This is a genomic window from Alteromonas sp. R7 (assembly GCF_055755235.1).
The window spans coordinates 420,289-445,775 of record NZ_JBVTQX010000003.1 but is presented as its reverse complement, the minus strand read 5'-3'; the positions used below and the strand labels follow the sequence as shown (position 1 = coordinate 445,775).

General features: G+C 43.5%; 24 protein-coding genes. 16 read left to right on the top strand and 8 right to left on the bottom strand.

Annotated elements, in window-relative coordinates; all coding sequences use genetic code 11:
* Nucleotides 1-914: 914 nt before the first annotated feature.
* From AC0J2X_RS07625 to AC0J2X_RS07585, 9 genes are all read left to right on the top strand, one after another.
* On the top strand, nucleotides 915-1,265 hold the full coding sequence (locus AC0J2X_RS07625) for a hypothetical protein (RefSeq protein ID WP_278711973.1): 351 nt from the start codon (nucleotides 915-917) through the stop codon (nucleotides 1,263-1,265).
* 67 nt (nucleotides 1,266-1,332) lie between these two features.
* Nucleotides 1,333-1,743 (top strand): thiol-disulfide oxidoreductase DCC family protein, encoded by a 411-nt coding sequence (locus tag AC0J2X_RS07620; protein ID WP_156078438.1) that lies wholly within the window; start codon nucleotides 1,333-1,335, stop codon nucleotides 1,741-1,743.
* Nucleotides 1,744-1,860: 117 nt separating this feature from the next.
* A complete protein-coding gene (locus AC0J2X_RS07615) occupies nucleotides 1,861-2,226 on the top strand; it encodes a DUF7674 family protein (RefSeq protein WP_156078439.1) in 366 nt (121 codons plus the stop codon).
* Nucleotides 2,227-2,861: 635 nt separating this feature from the next.
* On the top strand, nucleotides 2,862-3,314 hold the full coding sequence (locus AC0J2X_RS07610) for a DUF3291 domain-containing protein (RefSeq protein WP_278711972.1): 453 nt from the start codon (nucleotides 2,862-2,864) through the stop codon (nucleotides 3,312-3,314).
* Between the two features lie 162 nt (nucleotides 3,315-3,476).
* The gene (locus AC0J2X_RS07605; RefSeq protein WP_014949705.1) at nucleotides 3,477-3,746 is read left to right on the top strand and encodes a hypothetical protein; all 270 of its coding nucleotides are present in this window, start codon (nucleotides 3,477-3,479) and stop codon (nucleotides 3,744-3,746) included.
* Nucleotides 3,747-4,138: 392 nt separating this feature from the next.
* The gene (locus AC0J2X_RS07600; protein ID WP_278711971.1) at nucleotides 4,139-4,993 is read left to right on the top strand and encodes an acyl-CoA thioester hydrolase/BAAT C-terminal domain-containing protein; all 855 of its coding nucleotides are present in this window, start codon (nucleotides 4,139-4,141) and stop codon (nucleotides 4,991-4,993) included.
* A gap of 26 nt (nucleotides 4,994-5,019) precedes the next feature.
* Nucleotides 5,020-5,388: an MmcQ/YjbR family DNA-binding protein gene (locus tag AC0J2X_RS07595; protein WP_278711970.1), complete on the top strand. Its 369-nt coding sequence runs from the start codon at nucleotides 5,020-5,022 to the stop codon at nucleotides 5,386-5,388.
* Nucleotides 5,389-5,401: 13 nt separating this feature from the next.
* Nucleotides 5,402-5,779 (top strand): DUF3703 domain-containing protein, encoded by a 378-nt coding sequence (locus tag AC0J2X_RS07590; RefSeq protein ID WP_014949709.1) that lies wholly within the window; start codon nucleotides 5,402-5,404, stop codon nucleotides 5,777-5,779.
* A complete protein-coding gene (locus tag AC0J2X_RS07585) occupies nucleotides 5,769-6,560 on the top strand; it encodes a PhzF family phenazine biosynthesis protein (protein ID WP_014976718.1) in 792 nt (263 codons plus the stop codon). The genes AC0J2X_RS07590 and AC0J2X_RS07585 overlap by 11 nt, the downstream gene beginning before the upstream one ends.
* 157 nt (nucleotides 6,561-6,717) lie before the next feature.
* Here AC0J2X_RS07585 and ggt read toward each other — a convergent pair whose 3' ends face one another.
* Together ggt and AC0J2X_RS07575 are read right to left on the bottom strand one after the other, a co-directional pair.
* Nucleotides 6,718-8,475 carry a gamma-glutamyltransferase gene (gene ggt / locus AC0J2X_RS07580; RefSeq protein ID WP_278711969.1) on the bottom strand — a complete coding sequence of 586 codons (1,758 nt, stop codon included), beginning with the start codon at nucleotides 8,473-8,475 and terminating at the stop codon, nucleotides 6,718-6,720.
* A 14-nt stretch (nucleotides 8,476-8,489) separates the two neighbouring features.
* Entirely contained in the window at nucleotides 8,490-9,254 is a 765-nt protein-coding gene (locus tag AC0J2X_RS07575; RefSeq protein WP_278711968.1) for an enoyl-CoA hydratase, read from the bottom strand.
* Between the two features lie 111 nt (nucleotides 9,255-9,365).
* Here AC0J2X_RS07575 and rrtA point away from each other — a divergent pair, with 111 nt between their 5' ends.
* Entirely contained in the window at nucleotides 9,366-9,956 is a 591-nt protein-coding gene (gene rrtA / locus AC0J2X_RS07570) for a rhombosortase (protein ID WP_278711967.1), read from the top strand.
* Between the two features lie 201 nt (nucleotides 9,957-10,157).
* On the opposite strand, the gene AC0J2X_RS07565 is transcribed toward rrtA, so the two are convergent.
* A complete protein-coding gene (locus tag AC0J2X_RS07565; protein WP_278711966.1) occupies nucleotides 10,158-12,653 on the bottom strand; it encodes a S9 family peptidase in 2,496 nt (831 codons plus the stop codon).
* Nucleotides 12,654-12,830: 177 nt separating this feature from the next.
* Here AC0J2X_RS07565 and AC0J2X_RS07560 point away from each other — a divergent pair, with 177 nt between their 5' ends.
* Nucleotides 12,831-13,385 carry a glutathione peroxidase gene (locus tag AC0J2X_RS07560; RefSeq protein ID WP_014949715.1) on the top strand — a complete coding sequence of 185 codons (555 nt, stop codon included), beginning with the start codon at nucleotides 12,831-12,833 and terminating at the stop codon, nucleotides 13,383-13,385.
* Nucleotides 13,386-13,555: 170 nt separating this feature from the next.
* Here AC0J2X_RS07560 and AC0J2X_RS07555 read toward each other — a convergent pair whose 3' ends face one another.
* Nucleotides 13,556-14,158, bottom strand: coding sequence for an FMN-dependent NADH-azoreductase (locus AC0J2X_RS07555; RefSeq protein WP_278711965.1), 603 nt, complete (start codon nucleotides 14,156-14,158; stop codon nucleotides 13,556-13,558).
* Nucleotides 14,159-14,397: 239 nt separating this feature from the next.
* Between AC0J2X_RS07555 and AC0J2X_RS07550 the strand changes: the two genes are divergently transcribed.
* A complete protein-coding gene (locus AC0J2X_RS07550) occupies nucleotides 14,398-16,863 on the top strand; it encodes a CHRD domain-containing protein (RefSeq protein WP_278711964.1) in 2,466 nt (821 codons plus the stop codon).
* A gap of 110 nt (nucleotides 16,864-16,973) precedes the next feature.
* Here the strand turns inward: AC0J2X_RS07550 and AC0J2X_RS07545 are convergent, their stop codons facing one another.
* Nucleotides 16,974-18,215 (bottom strand): cystathionine gamma-synthase family protein, encoded by a 1,242-nt coding sequence (locus AC0J2X_RS07545; RefSeq protein ID WP_039225530.1) that lies wholly within the window; start codon nucleotides 18,213-18,215, stop codon nucleotides 16,974-16,976.
* 97 nt (nucleotides 18,216-18,312) lie between these two features.
* Nucleotides 18,313-18,948: a 1-acyl-sn-glycerol-3-phosphate acyltransferase gene (locus AC0J2X_RS07540; RefSeq protein ID WP_039236099.1), complete on the bottom strand. Its 636-nt coding sequence runs from the start codon at nucleotides 18,946-18,948 to the stop codon at nucleotides 18,313-18,315.
* Between the two features lie 241 nt (nucleotides 18,949-19,189).
* Here AC0J2X_RS07540 and AC0J2X_RS07535 point away from each other — a divergent pair, with 241 nt between their 5' ends.
* From AC0J2X_RS07535 to AC0J2X_RS07520, 4 genes are all read left to right on the top strand, one after another.
* On the top strand, nucleotides 19,190-19,972 hold the full coding sequence (locus tag AC0J2X_RS07535) for an NRDE family protein (protein WP_014949720.1): 783 nt from the start codon (nucleotides 19,190-19,192) through the stop codon (nucleotides 19,970-19,972).
* A 147-nt stretch (nucleotides 19,973-20,119) separates the two neighbouring features.
* On the top strand, nucleotides 20,120-21,310 hold the full coding sequence (locus tag AC0J2X_RS07530) for an amino acid aminotransferase (RefSeq protein WP_014949721.1): 1,191 nt from the start codon (nucleotides 20,120-20,122) through the stop codon (nucleotides 21,308-21,310).
* A 286-nt stretch (nucleotides 21,311-21,596) separates the two neighbouring features.
* The gene (locus AC0J2X_RS07525) at nucleotides 21,597-23,762 is read left to right on the top strand and encodes a S46 family peptidase (RefSeq protein ID WP_278711963.1); all 2,166 of its coding nucleotides are present in this window, start codon (nucleotides 21,597-21,599) and stop codon (nucleotides 23,760-23,762) included.
* 106 nt (nucleotides 23,763-23,868) lie between these two features.
* The gene (locus AC0J2X_RS07520; protein ID WP_014979487.1) at nucleotides 23,869-24,120 is read left to right on the top strand and encodes a hypothetical protein; all 252 of its coding nucleotides are present in this window, start codon (nucleotides 23,869-23,871) and stop codon (nucleotides 24,118-24,120) included.
* Nucleotides 24,121-24,200: 80 nt separating this feature from the next.
* Here AC0J2X_RS07520 and AC0J2X_RS07515 read toward each other — a convergent pair whose 3' ends face one another.
* Both AC0J2X_RS07515 and AC0J2X_RS07510 read right to left on the bottom strand, forming a co-directional pair.
* Complete coding sequence (locus AC0J2X_RS07515; RefSeq protein WP_014949724.1) at nucleotides 24,201-24,659, bottom strand: YaiI/YqxD family protein; 459 nt, start codon at nucleotides 24,657-24,659, stop codon at nucleotides 24,201-24,203.
* A gap of 25 nt (nucleotides 24,660-24,684) precedes the next feature.
* Complete coding sequence (locus AC0J2X_RS07510; RefSeq protein WP_014949725.1) at nucleotides 24,685-25,446, bottom strand: SDR family oxidoreductase; 762 nt, start codon at nucleotides 25,444-25,446, stop codon at nucleotides 24,685-24,687.
* Nucleotides 25,447-25,487 lie beyond the last annotated feature (41 nt).

Genomic DNA, 25,487 nt, shown 5'->3' with positions numbered 1-25,487 from the left:
ATAAACTATGAAATCATCACACAAAACAATTTTTATAATTTTTGTTTCATTTATCCTTTCTTCATTAGTGGACGAATACCTTTTAATTATTCAGGGCATCGAGCTCTTCACCTACCACATTCATACGATTTTCGTAGCAATTTGCCTCTTCATTTGGTCCAAACAACACGGTAGAGAGAATGGGCATACACAGCTCAGAATGTATCCCTTGTTTTGTGCATTAATAGGCTTCATTGGTGTTCCGGTGTACGCCTATAAATTTTATGGCCTAAAGCACGGAACAATTCTTCTATCTAAAGCGATTGTTGCATTAATTGTTACCGTAATAGTTTCTATTGGCGCCACTACCCTTTTCTCAACATTTTATGTATAACAAAAAAATCAAGTCGTAGGCTAAAGCCCACTGGGACGCTAACACACAGGGTCGCTTCGCCATAATGCCCTACTCGTTATCGCCCCTTGTTTAAAAGTTAGGTGACTAGGGATGGTTATGCTTCAAAAATTAAAAATTCTGTTCTTAGGTTTCTTATGTTCGTTACCGTTTTCACTCTTTTTCGGTTATGGCACTTTCTTCGTTTTGTCTCATGTTCAAGAGTTTAGTAACACCAATATTTCCTATCTCGTCGGAACAGGCATATTTACTTTAATTTCCATAAGTGGTTTAACAAATCCAGGGGCATACATAACAGTGTTTAAAATTTTTGGATTTTTTAATGACCTAGGGGATATTGCTAGTGCAATCAGTATCTTTAACATTTTCAAATAACTGTTGTATTGTGCTCAAAGGTAAATCACCTAACAAAAAATTTATGTCGCCCGCAGTCGGGCTGGGACACAAACAGCTAGGCGGCTTCGCCATTATAGCCTGCCTGTTTGTGCCCCATATTTAGGCGTTATGCACAAGGAAGTATTGAATGAAACATAAGATTATTTGTTCACTATTCTCAATAGTCATTTTTACTTCGGGATTATTTCTCGGCGCATATATCAGTACGTCGGCGGGCGCTAGTTCAAACTCTACAGAGTTATATAACAGCATTATTCATCTTTCTTCTGTTCATCAACAAATAGAAAATGGTGAATTAGAAAACGCAAAACAAGCCATCTGTAGTTTCGTCAGAACACGCATCGAATTACTAGAGCTTGGCCATCAAATTCTTAACGAGAATAGGGCCAAGGAAGTAATGGTTCTAAAACAAAGTATGGAGAAAATGTTTTCAAACACATCGCAAGCCAGCACTTCGTTAGCTGAAACTTGTGTTTAACGAGGCGCCTAACGCGTTCCCTTTGGTCACTGCCCCAAAGCTTAGCGTTATATCGCGGGATAGTTCGATGGAAGATGATGATTTAGTTATTTACGATGGGGTGTGTAACTTCTGTAATGGAGCAGTTGCCTTTATTTTGAAGCGCGACAAAAGTGAACGTTTTATATTCTCACCAATGCAATCAGAATACGCTCAAGAAGTTATCAAACGTTACAAAGTTGATACTGTAGGTGTTGATACTTTTATGTTAGTTAAGAACGGAAACGTTTTTCTTTGGTCTGACGCTGCACTAGAAATCGCAAAAGACTTAACTGGGTTCTGGTTTTTATTCGGTGTAACTAAAATCTTGCCGCGTTCTTTTAGAGACTTCTTCTACAGAATTTTTGCCCGCAACCGTATTAAGCTTTTCGGTGGTACAAAGCATTGTCAAATACCCGATAAAAAGGTCTTAGGGAGGTTCAGAGGTCTTGCGATGTAACAAACAAATAAAGCCGTTCCCGTTGGTCACTAGAAGGCATATATACGGGGCCGCTTCGCCATTATGCTCAGCGCATATGCGCCTCTTAGCTTAATGTTAGAAGCTTCTGAGAAATCAATGGCTAAATCAGAAATAAGACGATTCTTAAAAGAGATCCGCACTAAGTTTCCTGACGTTGTTCCTCTTATGGAAAAACATGAGAGTTGGGCGCTTACATTTCTAATGGGAGAGTTCGCAAATTTGACGACTATTTTGTTAAACCAAGGCGACTTAGAAGAAGCACTTGAGCAGTTGCAGTACATGAGCGAGAAACTAGATACTGCAACCGAAGCAGAATTCGAGTACATAGATGTATATTATACAGAGCACTTATTCTGGAAAGGTACCAAAGAAGGTATTGAACGTGGCTGGCCTCTCGTCCCAGATAATCTCAAAAAACTGTACTTGGACTTTCATGGTAAACCACCTAGGGTAGTGGTTTAGATAAGGTTGAGGGAAGTACAATTTTACAAAGTACGATTGATGGCTTTTGTGAAACTCAGCGCTCTAAAGATGTCTTTAAAAAATTAAAACGTTTTATATCCAATAAAGCGATTAAAAAGTCTGGTGTTCTATTTTTCCCTGAGGCTCACGGTAATCTGAGAAATGGTTGGCGATTAACCCCAATTCTAACTGGTGTGCCTGAGTTAGATGTTAAGCTTTAACCTTACAATTAAGAGTGTTTTAAACATAACAAACGCTTTAACCAAGGGACGAAAAACAGCAGGCTTGCGCTCCTTCGTCGCTAATTTTAGCCTGCTATTTTGCGCCAGTTTAGCTAGGCGTTATGCATCAAGGTAAATAATGAATCGAGCGCCCCTTTCAAAAGAACCAGTTAACCTATTTATTCTTTTAAAGATGGCCTACACCGATTCTTTGGGTGCCAATGTGCTGAACAGGCATCTGAGCAGACTGCTCAAGCAACTATTTTAAAATTGGAGCTAACTATTCGTTTTCTCCATTCAAAAGTAAGTTATTTGGAAAATGCGTAAACTAATTCCAAGACAGACACTTCAAAGTACTAGACCTAGTCTAACTTTATAAAACGCGTTCTCTAAGTTAAAAGTCAAGGAGACAATATGCATCTCGCTCAATTGAATATTGGAAAAATCAGGTTTAACTTAGAGTCCCCCGAAATGGCGGACTTTGTAAATAACCTAGACCCTATCAACGCCATTGCTGAACAAAGTCCAGGATTTATCTGGCGTTTGAAAGACGAATCAGGTGATGCCACTAATATAGAGGTAGAAAATACCCCAGATATCATTGTTAACATGTCTGTTTGGGAAAGCGTAGAGTCCCTTAAGAACTTCATGTTCAAGACGCATCACATTGATTTCCTTAAGCGTAAAAAAGAGTGGTTTTTGCCCTTAAGCGAAGCATCTTATGTGCTTTGGTGGATACCGAAGGGTCATATTCCAACCCTTCAGGAAGCTATCACTAAATTAGACCATCTTCGGGAAAATGGAGAATCTCAGGATGCATTTAGTTTTAAAAGTAGTTACGCCAAGCCTGAGTTGGAGAATCATTGATGTTTCCAAGGTCAGAAGGCACACTAGTAAGGATCTCGAACTGGCTGTTGAAATACGTAAGCACGGATCCCGACACGTAGATTCTAATTTTCGCACACGAGTTTCACATCTTAGATGGCTGCCGTGTTCTCTATTAGATAGTTTAATAAGAAAGGATATTTTATGAACTTATCGTTTTTACTTGTACTTTTTATCTCTTTTTTCACAATAAATATCCTACCTTGGGTTCTAGCACTTATATCTAAAAAGGCTTCTGGTAATAACAAGGTCATCTGGTTCTTGATGTCGTTTTTATTATCATGGCTAGGCTTTATCGTTTATTACTATCTTGTGATTAAGCCAGAATGGAAAGCTGAGTTAGAAAGAAAAAAATCAAAAAGAATACTCAGAAATGAAAATGGAATGCCTATTAAAATGTATGAGCAATCTTAAGGTTAAAATTGACACGCATTTTATCAACGCTTATATGTAGATGAACACTAGTGATAGTCTAAATCTATATTTTGAAAATTTACGAAGGAACGACAATGCCTATAAAAAAATGGACTTTACAATACCTAGTCGCATTTCCCTTGCTGGCCACTATTTTTGCCAGTGTTCAATACTTTAAAGGCCAGTCTTTTTCCTACTCTCTTGAATTCGGGGTTACATGGGCTTTTATATCTATTTCTATATTTGCAGCTCGCCGCATTTACAATTTTAAAAAGCGGATCCATTGCGAAATATGCAACGATATACAAAATCATAAGACCATTGAATAATCGAGCGCGCTATTTCAGTTGAGTACTCAACCTTAATTTCATGTTAAAAAAACGGGTAAAAAAATGAAAACACAAACCTTACTTATCTATTTTTTCTTTTCCTTGCTAGTCTCTTTCTCGTGTGAAGCCTCTACGCGCTCGCTAAAAATAGAAGATGATGGTTTTGTTGCTACGTATTACTCTTCAGCGTCACAAGAACGTAAAGTTGGCGTTTTAGTGCTTGGAGGATCCGAAGGCGGCGTGCCAGAAAAGCTCGCTAGTCCAATCGTTGAAGCGGGATTCCCTACCCTAGCTTTAGCTTATTTTAAGGAAGAAGGCTTACCACCAGAGTTAGAGAGAATACCTCTTGAATATGTAATTCAGGCTATGTCGTGGTTAAAATCGCAACCAGAAACCACGCCGGACGACATTATTGTAGTTGGCTGGTCGAAAGGCGCTGAACTGTCACTTCTTCTAGCGTCAAAAGAACCAAGTATTTCAAATGTGGTTGCTATTGCGCCTAGCTCTGTTGTTTGGGCGGGTATTTTGAAAGATTGGAGTAAAGTGCCTGGTTCCAGCTGGACTTACGACGGGCAAGACTTAGCGTTTGCTCCTTTCAACCCGTCGGGTGAAGTTAATGGTTTGCTAGATCTCTATACGCAATCTTTAGAAAATCGAGCAGACAACGGTAAAGCTAATATTCCTGTACAGAAAATCAGCGCCGATGTTGTGTTAATGACTGGCGAAAACGATGAAATTTGGCCCTCGCCTACTATGGCTGAAACAGTTTGTGAAAAAATGAATGCGCGCACTAAACATAAGTGTAAGCACATAAACTACCAAGGGGCAGACCACTTGCTTAACTACGAGTTCTTAAAAGAGGGTAGCGATATGAACCAAACCTTTATTAAGATGCTTACTAATCACAATAACCACTAGTCAGCTTCTTCAATAAATAGAATCATATGACCATTGATGAATTCAATCACTATTGCAAAGCACTCCCCCACACTACTCACGTCGTTCAGTGGGGTAATTCAGAAGTATGGAAAGTAGGTGGTAAAGTCTTTGCTATAGGGAGCATTAGCAAGGAAGGACACCCTGCTTTTACCTTTAAAACATCTGAGCAAAACTATTATTTTCTGGAAGAAAAGCCTGGCTATAGGCCTGCGCCCTATCTCGCTAGTCGTGGAATGAAATGGATACAACAGTACGATTGCGAGAGTGATGAAGATGAAGCGTTAAAATACTATTTAAGCGCATCTTATAAACTAGTATCGTTAGGGTTAACCAAGAAAATGCAAAAAGAGCTTGGTTTAAATCAACCTCAATAAAGGTGCTCACACCATGTTCAAAGCAAAAGGCTTTACGCGCAATATTCGCCCTTATGTAGAAGCTGAACTAGCGCTAGCTCATAGAAAGCAAAACCAAAACAGCCAACAGTGTGCTTTTTCACACTTAGAAAATGCCCACGTTCTTGGTCAAGCCTCTACAAGGCTACACGTTAAAGTACACGTTCAAATGCTTTTGTGGGCAGTGAAACAAGGCAATATTGGTGAGTTTTTTGGTCAACTTTTCAGAATTGCGGGCGCTGCCACAAAAACTGTATTTGGGCTAGTACCTCATGGAAATACAGGTGGCGCTAACGTTAGCCCATTTAAGGCAATGCCAATCAAACCAGACTTAAATACGATCATAAAAAAAGCGCGTTCGAATGAAAATTAAAATTAACGTTGTCGATGCATTTACTAATGTAAGGTTTAAGGGCAATCCTGCTGCAGTAGTTATAACGGGTAAATGGCTTAGCGATGAAAAAATGCAAGAAATCGCTGCTGAAAATAACCTTTCAGAAACCGCCTTTTTAGTTGAAGATGATAATGGCGTATTCACTATACGTTGGTTTTCCCCTGTGACGGAAATCGATTTTTGTGGTCATGCTACTTTAGCTTCTGCGTTTGTCATTTTTAGCGAAAACTACCAACTGCCGCACATCTCGCTTTTCGCCAAGTCGGTTGGGATGATGAAAGTCGTTAAAAAAAGCGACGGATTTATTCAGATGGATTTCCCTAATAGAATGCCCAGCCCTGTCGGTGAAGTGCCTGAAGCGTTACTAAAAGGGCTCTCTATCAAGCCCAAAAGCATTTTAAAAAATAACCAAGCTTACTTTGCTGTTTATTCTAACGAAGACGACGTTTTAAGCGTAATTCAAGACTGCGAACAACTAAAAACACTAGCGCCTTATGATGTGGTAGTGACAGCGCCTGGTACGCAATTTGATTTTGTTTCGCGTTATTTTTGGCCTGCGAACGGCGGTGATGAAGACCCGGTTACCGGTTCAATCCACACTGGGCTAGCGCCTTATTGGGCAAAAGTATTTGGACGATCAAAACTTATGGCTTATCAGGCATCTAAACGAGGCGGCACATTAAAATGTGAGGTGGCAGGTGACCGCGTGCTTATTTCTGGCCAAGCGGTGTCTTACCTTGAAGGTTACATTAATATTTGATGGTTGATTGCCTTACACGAACTAATCGATAAAAGAGAACTCTTCTCTCGAGTGTTACTTCCCGGCACAAACAAAAAAGCGGAAGATATTTAACCTTCCGCTTTCTCTCACTCAACAGCGCATTGCTGCATTTAGTTTTAACTAGGCAAACGCCAAATTAGCGCCCTACTGCAATGCCTTCTCTGCGAGGATCTGCGCCGCCAATTAATTTACCTGATTTAAACTGAATGCCATGAAGACCGCTGTTTAAATCCACTACTTTAACGTTATGGCCGAGTGCCTTTAACGGCTCTTCAAGCTCAGCTATTGGTGTGCCCTTCTCTAACGCAGTGTAGTCATTTCGATTAGTAATTTTAGGAAGATTGATGGCTTGCTGAATATCCAAGCCAAAGTCTAAAACTCCAATTAGGGTTTGAGCGACGTAGCTTACAATTCTAGAGCCGCCCGGCGAGCCTACAACCACCTCTAAATTCCCTTCTTTGTCGAACACCATGGTAGGGCTCATAGCACTTCTAGGACGCTTACCAGGCTCTACGCGATTTGGTACTGGAAAACGGTTTTTGGTTGGCGAAAATGAAAAGTCGGTAAGCTGATTATTAAGCAGGAAGCCTTCTACCATAATCCCAGAACCAAACATAAATTCAATGCTGGTAGTCATTGATACTGCATTGCCCTCTTTGTCTACTATAGAAACGTGTGAGGTATTGGGCAGCTCCATTGACGTACCAAGTGCTACATTCGCATCGGCGTAGGGATTGCCCGCGCGTTTGCGGCGCCACTCTTTATCAACAGCAATACTCTCGGCTCGGCGCTGAAGATAAGCGGTATTAATCATGGCCGCAAACGGCAAGTTAGTAAAATCGCTATCAGCAATGAACTTCTCGCGGTCGGCATATGAAAGCCCACTTGCTTGCGTATATAGGTTGGCAAACTCTACTGAATCCGGTGCGTATTGACTAAGGTTAAAACCTTCTAACATTTTTAGAATTTGATAAACGTTTACGCCACCTGAGCTAGGTGGTGCCATACCGCAAATGCGTTTTTCGTGGTACAAGCCACATACGGGTTCACGTTTTACTGGTTCATAGCTTGCTAAATCTTCCAGCGACATTTGGCCAGGGTTAATCTCCGCATTATTAACCGCTTCCACTATTTTTTCGGCAACTTCGCCTTTCAGCAAATAGTCGCTGCCCTTTTCCGCAATACCTCTTAGGGTTTTAGCTAACTTTTTGTTTTTCTTAACCGTGCCTTCTTTTAACGGCAGGCCTGCCGGGAAGAAATAAGTAGAGCTTGCAGGAAAAGTTTTAAGACCAGGGTGATAGTCTAATGCAACAAGTTTGGCTAAACGCGGCGATACTTTAAAGCCGTCTTCAGCTGTTTTGATTGTATCGTCGAACAGCGTATTCCAAGGCAGCTTACCGAACTCGCCCTGAGCCATTTCTAGCGCTTTTACTGCACCAGGCACGCCAACTGACTTACCGCCTACTACGGCATCTAACCAGCGCATTGGCTTATTACCTTCAATAAACCAATGAGAATTGACAGCTTTCGGTGCGGTTTCACGGCCGTCAAAGGTGTGAAGTACTTTGTTCTTATTATCCCAATAAAGGATAAACGCACCACCGCCAATACCTGACGATTGTGGTTCAACCAGCGAAAGCATCGATTGCACAGCTACCGCTGCGTCAATCGCGCTTCCGCCCTTTTCTAAAATATTCTTTCCCGCCCAAGACGCATAGGGATTTGCCGCTACAACCATATAATCTTCGGCTTCAAATGCCTTTTTCTCTATGTAGCCTGTTGCCGCTTCTGGTTCTCCGACTTCACGTGTTTGCTTCGCGTTCGCACCAAAAATAAAACAGCTAGATAATGCAAGAGTTACCACTGAAGCTCTGAAAAAAGCACTGCGTCTCAAAATATTACTTCCTCTTATTTAAATTTTTCGGGGTTTATTGGGCGTTTTTTAAGAAACGCATCAAACGCTTCTTGAGCTGCGGTTGTGCCCAACGCTTCTAAAAATATATCAAACTCTTCGTTCATTTGTTGGTTTGTTCGCTCTCCGTCACCTTTTAATAGCGCTTTTGTTTGTTTAAGCGAAAATGAAGGCTTGGCGACGAGTTTCTCTACCGTTGTTTGAACCGTTTGATCTATTTCGTGAGCGTCGACAATTTTTGTCAGAATACCAAATTGATAGGCATCAGCAGAGGTAAAGGGTTCGCCCAGCATTAGCCACTCTGCCGCCTTTATATGACCCGCAACCTTAGGCAAAAGATAACTTGATGCATATTCAGGAACAAGCCCTAAGTTGATGAATGGTAGAACAAATCGGGTATCTGGAGTGGCGTAAACAAAATCGCAATGAAGTAAAAGGGTTGTGCCTATGCCCACTGCTAATCCGTGAACTTGTGCAATAACCGGTAAATTACATGCAGCCAAAGCTCGCATAAAGGCAGCTGTTTCTGGCACCTGAGCGTGATCTTGTTGCTGTGCGAAGTCTCCAATATCATTTCCTGCAGTAAAACAATCGCCCGCGCCTTTAATAACCACCACTTTGGTTGAGCCATCGTTCTTAACACCTAATATGGCATTCGCCATTTCTTGATACATGTCGCGTGTTAACGCATTTTTCTTATCGGTTCGGTTAAGTGTAATGGTTAAGCATTGCTGAATTGTTTCGGTAATAATGTAAGACATAATTACTCCTTTACTGTCGTCTTTTTGTTTTGGGCGTACTTCAGTTTTCACCCTGTAGGCAATTTCTGTATCATAGCCAGCAAATTCTAATTTCAAAAATAACTAACACTGATGATGTCACTGCCGTTTTCGCTTAAGTATAGCGCTGGTCCCTTATTTATTGCGCTATGCTCCGTTGTCGCGTTTTTCTTTGAGCCTATGTCTGGCAATTATTTGGCTTACGACAGGTACGCCATTCAAGGTCTAGAAACTTGGCGAATAGTCAGCGGCAATATCGTGCATACCAATGGCTACCACCTACTTTTAAATTTAGCAGGTCTGGCGCTATTGTGGGCCCTACACGGTGAACATTATCGCATTGGTTTGTATTTAAAAGTTTTTGTGTGGTGCTGTTTGGGAACCAGTATTGGCCTTTATTTCTTCTCTCCAGATCTCATTTGGTACGCAGGCTTATCTGGCGCACTACATGGTATTTTCGCATGGGGCGCCTGTGTTGATATTAAGGAAAAGATGAAGTCGGGTTGGCTACTGCTTATAGGTCTAGCCATCAAGGTGGGATACGAACAAATTGACGGTAGTAGTGAACAAGTTGCAAACCTAATTGACGCAAAAGTTGCCGTAGACGCGCATTTATTTGGTGCGCTTACGGGTATCGCAATCTTTTTACTTATGTTCATTACGGCGAAAAAAAATAGAAACTAGAGCGATATAGCGTCACTCTTTTTGCGCATTTTAATTCGTTAAAACAGATAAAATGTGCTGAAGCAAAAAATGAAGATTTAAAAAAAGGCCCGAATTCATTGAATTTGGGCCTTTTTTATAAGCTTTTTCCCGTCCTTAACAGCTACCGCGCTGTGAGCAACTCAGTGGCTCTTAATCACTGGGTTGCACTCGCAGTTTTGCCTATAAGTTTTCTTCGAATAGCTTGTATATACGACGGTATTCATCAAGCCAAGAGCTTGGCTGCACAAAGCCATGTGGCTCTACCGGATAAATGGCCGTTTCAAAATCTTCTTTCTCAAGCTCGATAAGACGCTGTACCAATCGCACGGTGTCGTGGAAAAACACGTTGTCATCAACCATAGGCGCATTGATAAGCAAAGGCTTTTCTAGTCCATCGGCAAAATAAATCGGCGAGCTACGCTCAAAAGCGATGGGATCGATATCAGGCGTATTCAGTATGTTTGCCGTATATGGCGTGTTGTAATGGGCCCAATCGGTTACCGGACGAAGTGCTGCACCTGCCGCAAACAGATCTGGCGCGGTAAACATAGACATAAAGGTTAAGAAGCCGCCGTATGAACCGCCGTATGTGCCAATACGCTCACGATCTACATTTGCATTTTCAACAAGCCAGTTAACACCATCACGCAAATCTTGCACTTCAGGCGTACCCATTTGACGATAAATAGCGGTTCGCCAATCACGTCCGTAGCCAGCACTAGCGCGATAGTCCATATCTAGTACGACATAGCCTTGCTGCACGAGCATGCTATGGAACATGTATTCTCGGAAGTAACCAGACCACCCCATGTGGGCGTTTTGCAAATAGCCTGCACCGTGATTAAACACTACCGCTTTATTTGGTGCCGACTTGTCGTAATTTTCCGGTAAATATACTCGTGCGTAAATAGGTGCATCGGTATGCGACGATTCAATAGCAACGATGTTAGGCACCGCCCATGGAAGTGCATTAAAATCAGCACTGGTGCTTTGCGTGATTTGCTTTGCCACTGTTGTTTCGTTTGCTGGCTTAACGTAAAGCTCTTGTGGTTGATTCACCTTGCTATGGCTTAGCAGCAAATTTTTACCATCAGGGCTAAGTGAGTAGTCTGTCATACCATTCAAATCAGTCATGGTATCGATGGTATTGTCACTTAAATCTGCACGATAAACTTCGTAAAGCCCCGGATGCTCCATGTTAGCTTTAAAGTAGATATAATTGTCATCGCTAGAAAGCGTTAAATCGTCAACAATAAAACGGCCGCTGGTTAGCGCGACAGACTTCTCGCCAGGCTTTTGAACGTATAAGTGAGAGTAACCAGTATGCTCAGACTGATAGTAAAGTGTTTCGCTGTCATTTAGCCAATCAAATGCGTTGAAACGGTAGTTTACCCACGCATCGTCATGAAGCCTATGTTGGTTTTCTAGCGTTTTATTCGCTAAGTCGACCGTTGCAATCCAGCGGTCTTTGTTGTCCCACGCTTCTAGCATGACGGCAACAGCGTTACCGTTTTTGTGCCAGCGAATCGAAGGCTTAGTCCAATACCAGCTTTGCAGTAAGGTAATGTCGCGCGGCAAACGATTAACTTCATAGGTCTCGCCATTGGCTTTCGCGTTTTCTTCTTTTACATCTGCAAGTACGTCGTCATTGTACCCAGGCAAATTAAAGTATTTAAGTTCACTCTTCTCGCCAGTTTTCAAATTAAGCAGCCACAGTTCATGATTTACCGATTCTGCATCTGCAACACGTTGGCGTACGGGTTTCGCGGCAATACGGCTGTCTTCTTGGATATAATGCGGCATGATGTCGCTGTCATCACGAGTCGGCTTACTTTCCGTGGTGGCGACTACTGCAAAGTTACCCGCAGGTGATACGCTAATACCCGCTAGTCGATGCGACTTATCAAAGTAAAACGGCGCAGGTGCTACACTGCTGTTTTCTTTGGCCAACGCTTTTTGAGCGTCGTCTTTTTCTTGTCTGTTTTTGCGCTGTAGTTTGATGTATTCCACCAGCGACTGTTGCTGCTCGGCAATATAATCCTTAGGCGGCTCAACCGCTTTGGGCTCGTCGCTAAACTCCCAGCTTAACAATTCTTCGCGGGTGCCGTTAGATAGGTCTATAGCAATAAATTTGTTACCGCTTAACGCCATTAAGCGGCCATCAGTCATAAATGAAAGCGTTGACAGCGCATTCCCGCCACGCGCTATACGCACGGTTTCACCGTTGGTAAATTGCACATAAACACTGTCTTCAAATGAATAAGCAATTACACCATCATTTCTTACTACACGTTCGTCAAAACGATACTTGTGCAAATCTGACAACGGTGCTTTTACGGCATTTGCAGGGTTTGAGAGTTCAGCAACATAAACATCTGTTAACGCGCTATTCTGTCTTTCTTTTTCAAAAACAATTTTATCGCCATTGACCGACCACCCCATACCTTCGGGTAGCGCGCCCATCCATTGAGGGTCTGACATTATTTGCTTTAAAGTAATTTCACCATTTTTCGCGCTGTTCTGAGGCGCGACATCGGGTGTAACGGTTTGCTGGACAGTGGCAGCAGGAAGCGATGTAGACGCTGCTTGGTTAGATGGTTCGTTAGTCGTGCTTGCACATCCGCCCAACGCAAAAGTAACGCTAGCCGCGATGAGTAAAGAAGAGTATTTTTTCATTATTTTAAGTCGTTGTTATGTAAAAAACGTTAACATTATACGCAGAGCAGTTACTAATGCGCTAACGTTCATCGATTGAGATAGTGAACCAAACGTAAACCATCTGCGTTTATGGTTGTGAAACTGGTCTGTCGGCCTGAACAAAATAACAAAAATTCACTGATGAGGTAAAACACTATGAAAGCGAAAGGTTTTGTACCTGCGTTGCTTGCGCTCAGCTTTTTCACGACTCCTAGCTTTGCGAGCGAGTGCCCCAGCGTACTAAAGTTCATGAAGCGTAAGCTCAACTCACAAGAAACGGTGAATTTGTGTAACGAATATGCCGGAAAGACCCTTTTAGTGGTGAACACAGCCAGCTATTGCGGCTACACGCCACAATTTGAAGGTTTAGAAGCCCTTTATAGTGACTACAAAGACAAAGATTTTGTAGTACTTGGCTTCCCGTCGCACGATTTTAACCAAGAAGATAATGATGAAGGCAAAACGGCAGAACTGTGTGAATTGACTTATGGCGTAAAGTTTCCGATGTTTGAACCAATATCGGTAAAAGGTGAAGACGCCGATCCTATGTATAGAATGCTAAAAACCGCCACCGGCAAAGCGCCATCATGGAACTTTAATAAGTACCTTATTGACAGCTCTGGTAAGCAAATAACCCACTACCCTAGTTCAACAAAGCCCACTGATCCGGCTTTTATCGCTGACATAGAGGCACTCCTCAAAAGCGAATAAAACCGCGAATATCAACGCTGCCTATAGGTCACACCAAACGAGAATCTAAAAGCCGCGCATAAAAAAGCCCCGCGTAACACGCGGGGCAATCAAGCACACTCAACTTGGAACACACTTTTAGCTGAAAACATACTTCCTACGTTTTAGCTAACTGCATTAATTTAGTGTGTTTAGTTGTTGGTTAGTTCAATAATTTTTTCGCTTGCTTCAGAAAAAGCTTTGTTTGCTTGCTCTTCGCCCATGTTAAGTCCTTCAGCGTAAACGAATTTAACGTCACTGATACCAACAAAATTTAAAAAGTGTTTTAAATACGGCGTTTGCGTATCAAAGTCTGAACCTGCATACACACCACCACGCGCGGCAAAAACAGTCGCTGATTTATTTTCTAGCAATCCGACAGGACCTGTCTCGGTATACTTAAATGTTATACCAGCTCTTGCAATACGGTCGAAGTAAGCTTTTAAGCTCGATGGGATGCCAAAGTTGTACATTGGCACGGCTAGCACAATTTCGTCAGCCGCTTTTACTGTTTCAACAATGTCATCAGAGATTTTTGCCAATGCCTGTTGTGATTCATTTCGCTCAGACGCCTCAGTCATCCATGCCTGCATTTCTTCACCTGTTAAATGAGGCAGTGCCAGAGAGGCAACATCCACGCGGTTAATGTGCACAGAACCGTCATTCTCAATTTTTGAAAGGTATTCGTTTGCAAGCTTTGAAGAATTACCTTGGTTGCCATTTAGGCTGGAAAATATAGCCAGTACTTTTTTCATGCCGAACTCCAATATTCGTTGTTTCGATAATATATGGCTATATTACGGCAATCGGGTTGGATGAAAATATCAAAATTATGAAGGCTTCGTTCTATTTTGCAGAACAAACTGCCAAGGAACAGAGTAAATGTGAAATTATTGAAAACATTACATTACGTTAATGTTGCAAGGAGGTTGATCTTCTCTTATTTGCTCAGCGTAACCGAGTTTGCCACAACACAATTAAGAGGATACAAAATATGAGAAGGACCAAAGCGCTCCTTGCATGTTCAATATTACCACTGTTTTTAATTGGCTGCTCGGATGACGACGACGATGTCGTACAAGAGCCCACACCCGCCCCAGAATACGCAAACGTTCGAGTTGTTCACGCAGCATCAGACGCACCAATGGTAAACATCACTGCTAACGACGCCATACTCAACGATCTTGAAAGCGTTGATTACCAAGTTGCTTCATCTCGCTTCGAAGTTGAGACAGGCATGTACGATATTGGTGTTACAGGCATTCTTCCAGGTGAAAACGCTGAAGTGTTGCAAGCTGACGTTACTTTAGAAGCTGACATGAACTACGATATTTTTGCCGTAGGTAATGTTGGCGATGAGTCGTTATCGCTTTTAACAGTGACCAGTATGGAAACCGCAGTTGACGCGGGTAATGCTCAAGTACAGATTGTACATGCAGCATCAATGGCTCCTATGGTTGATATTTATGTTACGGCACCAGATACAGATATCACTGCCGAGCAGCCGCTTGTTACTGCTGAATTTACTGACGCGACAGATTTGATTCAAGTACCCGCGGGCGATTATCAAATTCGTATTACACCGGCCGGTGAGACAACGGTTGTATACGACTCTGGTACAGTAAACCTTGCAGACGGTGCCGATTTGCTTATCGCTGCCACTAATAACGTAGGTACAGGCGATTCACCAGTAACATTACTGGCCGCGGACGGTGATGGAAGCTTCAAAATATGGGATGCAGAAGCAGGTGCTGCTATCCGCGTTGTGCACGGTATCAGCGACGCACCAGCGGTTGATGTTGTAGCAAATAACGAAATAGTATTGGTGGACGGAATACAGTTCCCGCGCACCACAGACTATTTGTCTGTTGCAGCCGGTGACTATCTCATTGACGTTGTAGCCGATAGCGACAACAGTGTTGTGGCAATTGACGATGCTGAGTTGACGCTAGAAGTAGGTATGTCTTATACCGCTATCGCAAACAACGTTTTGGCTGCACCAGAACTTGATGTGCTTGTTGATATGCCCCGCTCCGTAGCGACAGAAGCGAAAGTGCGTATTGTACATGCTTCACCTTCAGCGGGTAACGTCGATATTTACGTAACCGCAGATGGCGAAATTGATGCGGTTGACCCGGCATTTGCCGATATTGCCTATGAGACTGGTGAGCTTGTTGAAACAGGTTACGTAAGTCTTGCAGAAGGTGACTACGTAGTTACGGTTACACCAACAGGCACCAAAACAGCGGCAATCGAAACAGGCGTTTTAGCGCTTGAGAATGGTGAGATTTACACTGCTATCGCACTAGATGGCGCGATGGAAGGTGATTTACCTCAATTAGCGTTGCTTGATGGCCTAGCACCACCTCCACCAGCTTTTAATGCTGACATGACTTACAATGTAAACTTAAGTGGGTCACAAGAAGTGCCTGCCGTAACTACTATGTCTATGGCAACTGCAGTGGTCGAAATTGACGAAGACTTACCTGCGTTTAGCGTAAGTGTTGACGTATCAGGCTTAACGGATGTTACTGGTGTACACGTACACGATGGCGGCATTGGTATGAATGGTCCGGTTGCTTTCCCACTGACTGATGCTGGTAATGGTACTTATGTTCTCGCTGAAACTAATATTTCACCTAGCAACTTAGACGCGCTGACTAGCGGTGAGTGGTATTTAAATGTTCACACTACCGCTAACCCTAACGGTGAAGTGCGTGGTCAGATTGTTCCCGACACAACTGCGGTAGTAACATTCTCACTAAGCGGCAGCCAAGAGGTACCAGCAGTTGACACCATGGCAATGGGGTCTGGCTATGCGCTCTTCGACACCACAAACAACAACGTTTCTCTTGTGGCGGTAACCACTATTGAAAATGCGACTATGGCGCACATTCATACTGGGTTTGCTGGTGAAAATGGTGACGTACTTGTAGGACTTGTGGAAAGTGAAAGCACCGCTGGCGTTTGGATGACAGACGGAAGCATAGCACTAGATGAAGCCACAGCTACGCAACTACTGGCAGGTGGTCATTATGTGAATGTGCATACAGCAGCTAATACTGGTGGTGAAATTCGCGGCCAAATCACACCTGATAATATTGAAGTGTACGGCATCATTGCCAACGGCCTACAAGAAGTGCCTGCAGTAACTACAACAGCAAGCGGCGCTGGTGCATTTACTTTGAATACATCTACAGGTGCACTGTCAGGCAGCGTTACCATTACCGGTATGACAGCAAACATGGCTCACATTCACGAGGGTGAAATGGGCGTAAATGGAGATGTTCTAATTGGACTTACTGCTGGAACCAGCGGTATGTGGTCTGTGCCAGCTAATACTACGTTAACTGCTGAGCAAATGAATGTTATGGCAGACGGAGGTCTTTACACTAACTTCCACTCAGATGCATTCCCAAGCGGTGAAATTCGTGGACAAATTACGCTAGGTTTTGACTAGTCAAAAATAGCTAAACCCATCGTGTTTCAATTATATTGAGACCCAATTAATCTAAAATAAAAAAAGGGGCAAACGCCCCTTTTTTGTGTTTCTCGACAAGAAAATTTTATCTATATGGTATTTAGCGCCGTGTCGAAATCTGCAATCAGATCCTGAGTGTCTTCAATACCTACCGAAATACGCAGCATGGTATCGGAAATACCCATTAACTCACGCTCTTCTGCCGTGTTCTCAAAATAAATAGTAGGCGCAACTGGAAGCGCTAAGGTGCGATTATCCCCTAAGTGCGTGGCGCAAATAACTAACTTCATTTCGTTTAAAAACGCCACTGGATCAGCACCGTCGATAAGGTCAAAACTCAAAATTGCGCCATAGCCGTCGTTTAGGTATTCCCGTGCCATGAAATGCTGAGGGTGGTCGGCAAGACCTGGATAAAAGACTTTAGATACCTTGGGATGATTATCTAGGAACGTCGCCAACTGCATAGCATTATGCTGACTTCGTGATAAACGTAAATCTAAGGTTTCCATGCCTAGGGCAATGGCCGTCGCTGATTGCGGTGCCAATGTAGCGCCTAAATCGCGTAAACCTTTCTTTTTAATTTGCGTAATGCCCCACTGTGCAGTATCTGCAACCTGATAAGCCGGTTTTAGGTTACTAAACTTACTCCAATCATAGTTACCCGTATCAATGACAGCACCACCTAAAACGTTACCGTGACCTGCAATGTATTTTGTCAGCGAGCAAAACACTAACGACGCTTTAACATCTTTAGCATAAAAAACAGGGGGTGGCGTCATGGTGTTATCAACCATAAACAGCATGTGCTTCTCTTCGCAGAATTGACCGATGGCGTGAAGGTCGGCCACCTGTGTCACAGGGTTAGCTACGGTTTCGGTGTAAACGCCTTTTGTGTTTGGCTGGTAAGCTTCTTTGACTTGCTGAATGTCGGTCACATCTGTGTAGGTAACCTGCACACCAAAATCTTTAATGGTTTCAAAAAAGCTTCGCGTATTACCAAATAGGTATTGGCTTACAATTAAATGGTCGCCGGCTTTGAGTAAAGCAAATAACGAGCTGCTTATCGCCGCCATTCCGGTTGAGTAACACAAGGTACCTACACCGCCTTCCAGATCATTAAGCATATTTTGCAGTGCCGCCACAGAAGGTGACGATGAACGAGAATAAACATGAGCAGCTCGTTTACCTTGAAACGCATCGATGATGCCCTGCGCATCTTTAAACTCGAAAAGAACTGAATTAGACGTGCTGCTGTGAACACCACCATGTTCAGGCGTATTTAGCATGCGATCAGAATGAACCTGACGGGTTGTGAATCCCAATTTTGTCACGGGTGAAGCTCCGAAAATAGATGTTTGCGACCGAGCCGAGTGCGCACCAGTACTCTGAGTTGATACGGTTGCGTACTTACCACTTCAATAGAAATGATTATGGCTTTGTAATGCAGTTTTTAGGATATTTTGCGCAAACATTATCATAAAACGTATAAATAGTTTGCATTTGTTCATCTATGTTAGTCACTTTCTGAATAATTGGCCCCAACACAATCATTTTTCTGGCGTAGTCCAACCCAATGACTTGTATAGGAATTTCGGCTTCTCGTGCAATGTGCATAAAGCCTGTTTTCCATGGATAAATGGGGCTTCGTGTACCCTCTGGCGCTAACGCGAGTATTAATTGATCGGCTTCCTTTATCTTATTTGCAATAGACGTGACCACCCCATGCGCTTTACTTCTCTCTATAGGAATACCGCCTAATCTTTTAACAATAGCGCCCAAAGGGGGCGCAAAGATGGTGTGCTTTCCGAAAAAATTAATGTTTAGCTTAAAGGAAAAAACCACGAACAAGCCAATAAAGAAGTCCCAGTTCGATGTATGCGGTGCTACCGCTAAAATGGCTTTTTTCTGATTGATTAGTTCACCTTCTACACGCCAGCCCCTTTTTGTCAGCACCCAAGCTGCGAACGACGACAACCAGTTGGGCCACTTGCGAGGGACATGCTCTCCAACGTTGACACTATTGGCCCGTTGAGAGTGGGTTTGAGGGTGTGAGGTTTCTGTCATTATTATTATGCTCTGCTTACTACACTTAGGTTATCTATTTGCTAATTTATTTTCTGAGGCTTCGAAGTGGAATGCCGTAACGAAAAGCGCTTTACTTTCCATATTGTACCCGCATATTAATTAACAGAGTAAAACGTTGGAGTGTGCGCAGTTTGGCGAAGAGTAATCAAAATGGGTTTGTAACGCAATTGTTAACAATACAGCGTTTTGAATTCTTAGAGAATATGGGCTTAATATAGCTATGTGTATTTTATTTATCGCAAACAATATGCGAGATGACTACCCGCTTATCATCGCTGCGAATCGGGATGAGTTTTACGCACGACCAACCGCGCCGTCTTCATTCTGGAAAAGCCACCCGCATTTGCTCGCCGGACAAGACTTAGAAGCTAATGGAACCTGGATGGGTGTTACGCGTAACGGATATGTGGCGGCACTTACTAATGTAAGGGACCCACACAACATCAATAAAAATGCGGTATCGCGAGGTGAATTAGTCGCCAACTGGCTGAAGCACGACTCAGTCGAAATGAAGTCTGTTGCACAATCACAATACTTGGCAACGCTAGAAAAAACGCGCCACCGATACAACGGCTACAACCTGTTATTCGGAGATATAAATTCGCTTAAGGTTTACAACAACGTAAACAATTCGACCCACATTATCGACACTGGTGTCTACGGTTTGTCTAACGCGGATATTGCCACACCTTGGCCAAAAGTCACGCAGGGCGTTACCGCATTGAACAATTATGTCACCAAACAAAACATCATTAATGATGAAGACTTATTTGATATTTTACGTTACGACAATAAAGCTGACGATGCCTTGTTACCCGACACGGGCGTAGGCTATGAGTGGGAAAAGGCGTTGTCTTCCATTTTTATTCAATCCGAAAAATACGGAACGCGTACCTCTACACTGCTATTAGTAGATAAAAACAATACGCTGACCTGGAAAGAACGACGCTTTTCAGACAAAGGCGAAGCACAAGAAACCCGCGCTTTTTCTTTTTCAATTTAGGGTGTTTTTGAAATGAAACTTTCGTTTACGTTTTCTTTCCTCGACTAATTGAAATATTTTCAACCTTTAGGGGTCGTTTTTTCTACCATCGGTGGCATAATGCCAGCCTGCTATCTTTTGCATACCAACGTAACGTGAGGACATATCGTGTTTGAAGTATTACCCCATCTCGCCCCAGATCCAATTCTTGGCCTGTCAGCTGCTTTTCGTGAAGACACCAACCCAAACAAAATCGATTTAGGTGTTGGCGTATATAAAGATGAGCAAGGTAATACCCCTATTCTTTCAAGTGTCGCAAAAGCGCAAAAAGTGCTTTTAGATACCGAAACTAGCAAAACCTACATCACGCCTCAGGGCAACCAAGGTTTTATCGACGGTATGTTGTCTTTGCTATTAGGTAAGACTAGCCCCGTTCTATTAGCAGACCGCGTTGCAGCGGTTCAAGCTCCAGGTGGTTGCGGTGCATTGCGTATTCTTTCAGAACTACTTGCCCGTTGTAACGACAACGCTAAAGTATGGGTAAGCGACCCAACATGGGCGAACCACATTCCACTTATCGGCTCTGCGGGTCTTAAAATCGAAACCTACCCGTACTTCGATAAAGCGTCAGCAAGCATTCGCTTTGACGCTATGATGGAAACCCTTCGCAAAACTGAAAAAGGCGATATCGTTCTTCTACACGGTTGCTGTCACAACCCTACAGGTGCTGATCTTACTAATGCACAATGGGATGAAGTACTAGAAGTAGCGAAAGAGCGAGAATTCCTGCCTTTCATCGATGTGGCTTACCTCGGTTTTGGTGAAGGTTTAGAAGAAGACGCGTACGGCATGCGTTTATTGGTAGAAAACCTACCAGAGGTTATTGTTGCAGCTTCTTGTTCTAAGAACTTTGGCCTTTATCGCGAACGTGTTGGTTTGGCTGCCATCATTACTGAAGATTCAGCAACCCGTAAAATTGCTCAGGGTCAAATTCAGTCAATCGCACGTGGCATCTACTCTATGCCACCAAGCTACGGCGGCGCGTTGGTAGACATTATCCTAGCTGACGAAGCACTTAACAACGAGTGGGTATCTGAAGTGAACGAAATGCGCGATCGCATGAAATCACTCCGTGCAATGCTAGTTCAAAACCTTCACGATAATGGCTCGCCTAAAGACTTTAGCTTCGTAAACGACCAAAAAGGTATGTTCTCGTTCTTGTGTATTACTCCAGAGCAAGTGCGCGAAGTGCGTGAAAAGCACAGTGTGTATTTTGTTGATTCTAGCCGCGTGAACATTGCGGGCATCAACCAAGAAAACGTAGAAACACTAGCTAAAGCATTGGTATCAGTGCTTTAAGTACGAACTATTGATTCTTAAGATTCGAAAGGCAGGGTTCACACCCTGCCTTTTTTATTGCCTTCAAATTACCCGTCTTCCTATTTCTGCGATGAACGCCCCAACTACGCTGTCAGTGGCGGCTAGTTACACTTTTTAACAAATTCACGCGGTGCGCTATACGCCTTTTAGTAGGGCAAGCCGGATATAATCGTTACACTGTAACAATGTTGACGTACACGTTAACTTGGTATTTATTACGACTGACTTATAACAATGAGATTAACGACAAGAACAAGGATCACCCATGTCTAAAGTAAGTGTATTTTGTCTTTCTGCCGCGCTACTTGGCAGTGCAATGCAAGTAAATGCTAAGGAAGGCATGTTCACGCCAGAACAACTCCCTTCAATTGCCGGCGATTTAAAAGAAACAGGCTTAGCAATCCCTGCTAGTAGTATTAACGACCTAACCGCGTTTCCTATGGGCGCGATTGTTTCATTAGGTGGCTGTTCAGCATCGTTTGTCTCTGACAAAGGCTTGGCCGTTACTAATCACCACTGTGCGCGCGGCTCTGTTCAATATAACAGCACCCCAGAAAACAACTATTTAAAAGATGGCTTCCTAGCAAAAGAAATTGGTGAAGAACTGCCGGCCGCGCCGGGTACACGCATGTTCGTTACGGTCTATTTTTTTGATGTAACCGACAACGTCATTGGCGGTATCAGCGATGACGTTCAAGGACGCGAGCGCTACGACCTCATTGAAGCGAACCGCAAAGCATTAATTGCAGAATGTGAGTCTGAAGCGGGCTTCCGCTGCTCTGTGCCTTCGTTTTTCCAAGGCCTTGAGTATAAGCTAATTAAGCAAATGGAAATTCGTGACGTGCGCATTGCCTACGCGCCTGCTGATTCAATTGGTAAATACGGTGGTGATGTAGATAACTGGATGTGGCCTCGTCATACGGGCGACTTCTCTTTCTATCGTGCTTATGTGGGTAAAGACGGTAAACCTGCTGATTACAGTGAAGAGAACGTGCCGTTTAAACCTGAGCATTTCTTAAAAGTTTCGGCAGCTGGACTTGAAGACGGCGACTTTGTTATGGCAGCGGGCTACCCTGGCTCTACTAATCGCTATGCACGTTTATCACAAGTGTCGTACACGTTTGATTGGTTATATCCCACTTACCTTGAACTGGTAGACGCGTGGATCAAGACTATCGAAAGTGCATCTGAAGAAGGCAGCGATGCGCGTATCAAATACGAAGCATTGTTAGCGGGACTTAACAACTTCCACAAAAATACGTTGGGCCAGCTTTCTGGCGCTAAACGCGTTGGACTTGTTCCACGTCGCGCTGAGCGTGAAGAGCAACTAGCTGCATGGCTTGATAAAAACGGTAAGAGTGAAATGAAGCAAGCACTAGCCGATCTTGATGCGGTTAGTGCTGAACAAATGCAAATGAACAAGCAGAACTTCTGGTACAACAACCTAAGTCGTGCACAACTCTTGTCGTCAGCCCAAACCCTTTATCGCAATGCCATCGAAAAAGAAAAGCCGGACGCAGAACGTGAATCTGGATTTCAGGACCGCGATCAAATTCGCCTGAAAGAAGGCGTAGAACGCATTGAGCGTCGCTTTGATCCGGCCGTTGATCAGGCCGTTTGGCAAAAAATGATTAGTATGTACCTTGAACAGCCTGAAGAAAACCGAGTAGCCGCGTTTGATAAAGCAGTAGGCATTGATAGTGATACTGACGGGAAAACACTTCAGAAGAAGTTAAAGGCGTTTTACGACAAGACTTCATTGACTAACACTGAAGAACGTTTGAAATGGTTAACTGCAAGCCGCGCTGATTTCGAAAATAGCAACGACCCGTTCATTAAACTTGCGGTTGCCCTGTTCGATACCGAGATGGCTATTGAAGATAAGAGCAAAACGCTAAGCGGTAAAGCTGCAGCGCTTCGCCCTAAATACATGAGTGCCATTATTGAGTGGCAAAAATCTTTGGGCAGCCTTGCTTATCCAGATGCAAACAGTACGCTGCGCGTCACTTACGGTAACGTAATGGGCGGCTCGCCAAAAGACGGTCTGATTTACGAGCCGTTTACTCGTCTTGAAGGTATTACCGAAAAAGACACGGGCGAGACACCGTTCGACTCACCTAAAAAACAGCTTGAGCTTATTGAGGACAAGAAATACGGACCTTACAAACTAGACGCTATTAACAGCGTGCCGGTAAACTTCCTGACGGATTTAGATTCAACAGGCGGCAACTCAGGCTCAGCAACGCTCAACGCAAAAGCAGAGCTTATCGGTTTGTTGTTTGACGGTACGTTTGAGAGCGTCAATTCTGATTGGGATTTTGACCCGAAAACAACCCGTACCATCCATGTAGATAGCCGCTACATGTTATGGGTAATGGAATACGTTGACGGTGCAACAAACCTCATCGAAGAGATGACCATCGTTAGATAACCACCAAATAATGGGGTCAGAGTACTTTTCTGCCCCCAAAGAAATGGCAAAAATGGGGGCAGAGTACATTTTCCCCCTAATGCCTTCCGGTAAAAAGGAGATCGTTATGAGGTTACTAATAAGGCTTGTTAGTTTAGCCGTGGCTGCGTACTCGTGTTATAGCGGAGCTGTAACCGGTGAGTGGAAAGCATCTATCGCTATTATTTCGCTATGTGCGTTGATGTTCCTAATTACGTTTATTTCCAAGACTCGCGGCGGTACGCCAGGCTCTCAAAGCGATGGCGCCTCAGCGATATACACACCAAGCAGTAGCTCAAGCTCATCTTGTAGCAGTGATGGCGGTGGTGGAGATTGCTAAAACCCAATGGGGGTCAGAGTACTTTTTTCAGTATTTAAAGTACTCTGACCCCCAAATTAATGTACTCTGACCCCATTATTTTATTTGAGGTTGCGGAGGCCTTGGGTGAGGAGTCGGTCTAGTGCGTTGGCGAAGTTTTGTTTGTCACGTTGAGAGAAGGCTTTTGGTCCGCCTGTGTGTTCGCCACTTGAGCGCATGGTTTCCATGAAATCCCGCATGCCCAGTATCTGCTTAATAGACGACTTGTCGTATTCTTCACCACGGTTATTTAACGCTAGCGCATTTTTTGCCAGTACATCAGCGGCCAATGGAATGTCATTGGTAATGACCAAATCACCGGCTTCACACTTCTCTACTATATAATCGTCAGCAGCATCGAAGCCTGACGGCACTTGCGTTAAGGTTATGTGCTTGTCTGGTGGAACAGACATAGAATGGTTAGCCACCAAAGACAAAGGCAGCTTGGTACGTCTGGCTGCCTTAAAAAGAATGTCTTTGATCACTGCAGGGCACGCGTCGGCGTCAACCCATATATGCATGGTCGTATCTCGTAACTGTATCTAATTACGCTAGCATACCACCATCTACCACCACTGTCGTGCCGGTCGTGTAGGTTGAAGCGTCTGATACTAAATACAATACCGTGCCCGCCATTTCATCTGGGTCAGCGACACGGCCTAGTGGAATAACTTTAAGCGCGTGCTTCAAGATTTGCTCATTAGTTGTTAACGCTGATGCAAATTTAGTATCGGTTAAGCCTGGCAATAATGCGTTTACGCGAATGTTCAAGCTACCGCACTCTTTTGCAAATGACTTAGTCATGCTGATAACCGCAGCTTTCGTTATAGAATAAATCCCCTGCATGTCGCCCGGTGTTACACCATTTACCGATGCCGTGTTGAGAATGACGCCACCACCCTGCTCTTTCATCATTTTGCCAGCTTCAATCGACATGAAGAAGTAGCCACGAATATTGACGTCTACAGTTTTATTGTAGGCGCCAAGATCAGTATCTAAGATATGCCCAAAGTAAGGATTGGCTGCCGCGTTGTTTACTAGAATATCCAGTTTTCCAAAATCGCGCTTAATGACGTTAAATGCTTCTGTAATTTGCTCCATTTCACCCACATGACACGCTAACGCTGTCGCCTTACCACCTGCGTCACGAATTGAAGAAGCCACGGCTTCACAGCCGTCAATTTTGCGGCTTGATACAATTACATGCGCGCCATACTGGGCAAGCAAACGGGCAATAGACTCACCGATACCGCGACTTGCACCTGTAACCAGTGCCACTTTTCCTGTTAAATCAAAAAGGTTCTTCATTGTCATATCCTTAATTCTTGCTGATAAAGTGCTTTGTGCTT

Bases quoted from the DNA above. Each gene is read 5' to 3' on its own strand.
- AC0J2X_RS07555 (WP_278711965.1), bottom strand. From the start codon at position 14,158: ATGAAAAAAGTACTGGCTATATTTTCCAGCCTAAATGGCAACCAAGGT.
- AC0J2X_RS07590 (WP_014949709.1), top strand. From the start codon at position 5,402: ATGTTCAAAGCAAAAGGCTTTACGCGCAATATTCGCCCTTATGTAGAA.
- AC0J2X_RS07520 (WP_014979487.1), top strand. From the start codon at position 23,869: ATGAGGTTACTAATAAGGCTTGTTAGTTTAGCCGTGGCTGCGTACTCG.
- AC0J2X_RS07550 (WP_278711964.1), top strand. From the start codon at position 14,398: ATGAGAAGGACCAAAGCGCTCCTTGCATGTTCAATATTACCACTGTTT.
- AC0J2X_RS07575 (WP_278711968.1), bottom strand. From the start codon at position 9,254: ATGTCTTACATTATTACCGAAACAATTCAGCAATGCTTAACCATTACA.
- AC0J2X_RS07625 (WP_278711973.1), top strand. From the start codon at position 915: ATGAAACATAAGATTATTTGTTCACTATTCTCAATAGTCATTTTTACT.
- AC0J2X_RS07595 (WP_278711970.1), top strand. From the start codon at position 5,020: ATGACCATTGATGAATTCAATCACTATTGCAAAGCACTCCCCCACACT.
- AC0J2X_RS07535 (WP_014949720.1), top strand. From the start codon at position 19,190: ATGTGTATTTTATTTATCGCAAACAATATGCGAGATGACTACCCGCTT.
- AC0J2X_RS07560 (WP_014949715.1), top strand. From the start codon at position 12,831: ATGAAAGCGAAAGGTTTTGTACCTGCGTTGCTTGCGCTCAGCTTTTTC.
- AC0J2X_RS07585 (WP_014976718.1), top strand. From the start codon at position 5,769: ATGAAAATTAAAATTAACGTTGTCGATGCATTTACTAATGTAAGGTTT.
- AC0J2X_RS07540 (WP_039236099.1), bottom strand. From the start codon at position 18,948: ATGACAGAAACCTCACACCCTCAAACCCACTCTCAACGGGCCAATAGT.
- AC0J2X_RS07620 (WP_156078438.1), top strand. From the start codon at position 1,333: ATGGAAGATGATGATTTAGTTATTTACGATGGGGTGTGTAACTTCTGT.
- AC0J2X_RS07600 (WP_278711971.1), top strand. From the start codon at position 4,139: ATGAAAACACAAACCTTACTTATCTATTTTTTCTTTTCCTTGCTAGTC.
- AC0J2X_RS07615 (WP_156078439.1), top strand. From the start codon at position 1,861: ATGGCTAAATCAGAAATAAGACGATTCTTAAAAGAGATCCGCACTAAG.
- AC0J2X_RS07610 (WP_278711972.1), top strand. From the start codon at position 2,862: ATGCATCTCGCTCAATTGAATATTGGAAAAATCAGGTTTAACTTAGAG.
- AC0J2X_RS07525 (WP_278711963.1), top strand. From the start codon at position 21,597: ATGTCTAAAGTAAGTGTATTTTGTCTTTCTGCCGCGCTACTTGGCAGT.
- AC0J2X_RS07510 (WP_014949725.1), bottom strand. From the start codon at position 25,446: ATGAAGAACCTTTTTGATTTAACAGGAAAAGTGGCACTGGTTACAGGT.
- AC0J2X_RS07605 (WP_014949705.1), top strand. From the start codon at position 3,477: ATGAACTTATCGTTTTTACTTGTACTTTTTATCTCTTTTTTCACAATA.
- AC0J2X_RS07565 (WP_278711966.1), bottom strand. From the start codon at position 12,653: ATGAAAAAATACTCTTCTTTACTCATCGCGGCTAGCGTTACTTTTGCG.
- rrtA (WP_278711967.1), top strand. From the start codon at position 9,366: ATGATGTCACTGCCGTTTTCGCTTAAGTATAGCGCTGGTCCCTTATTT.
- AC0J2X_RS07515 (WP_014949724.1), bottom strand. From the start codon at position 24,659: ATGCATATATGGGTTGACGCCGACGCGTGCCCTGCAGTGATCAAAGAC.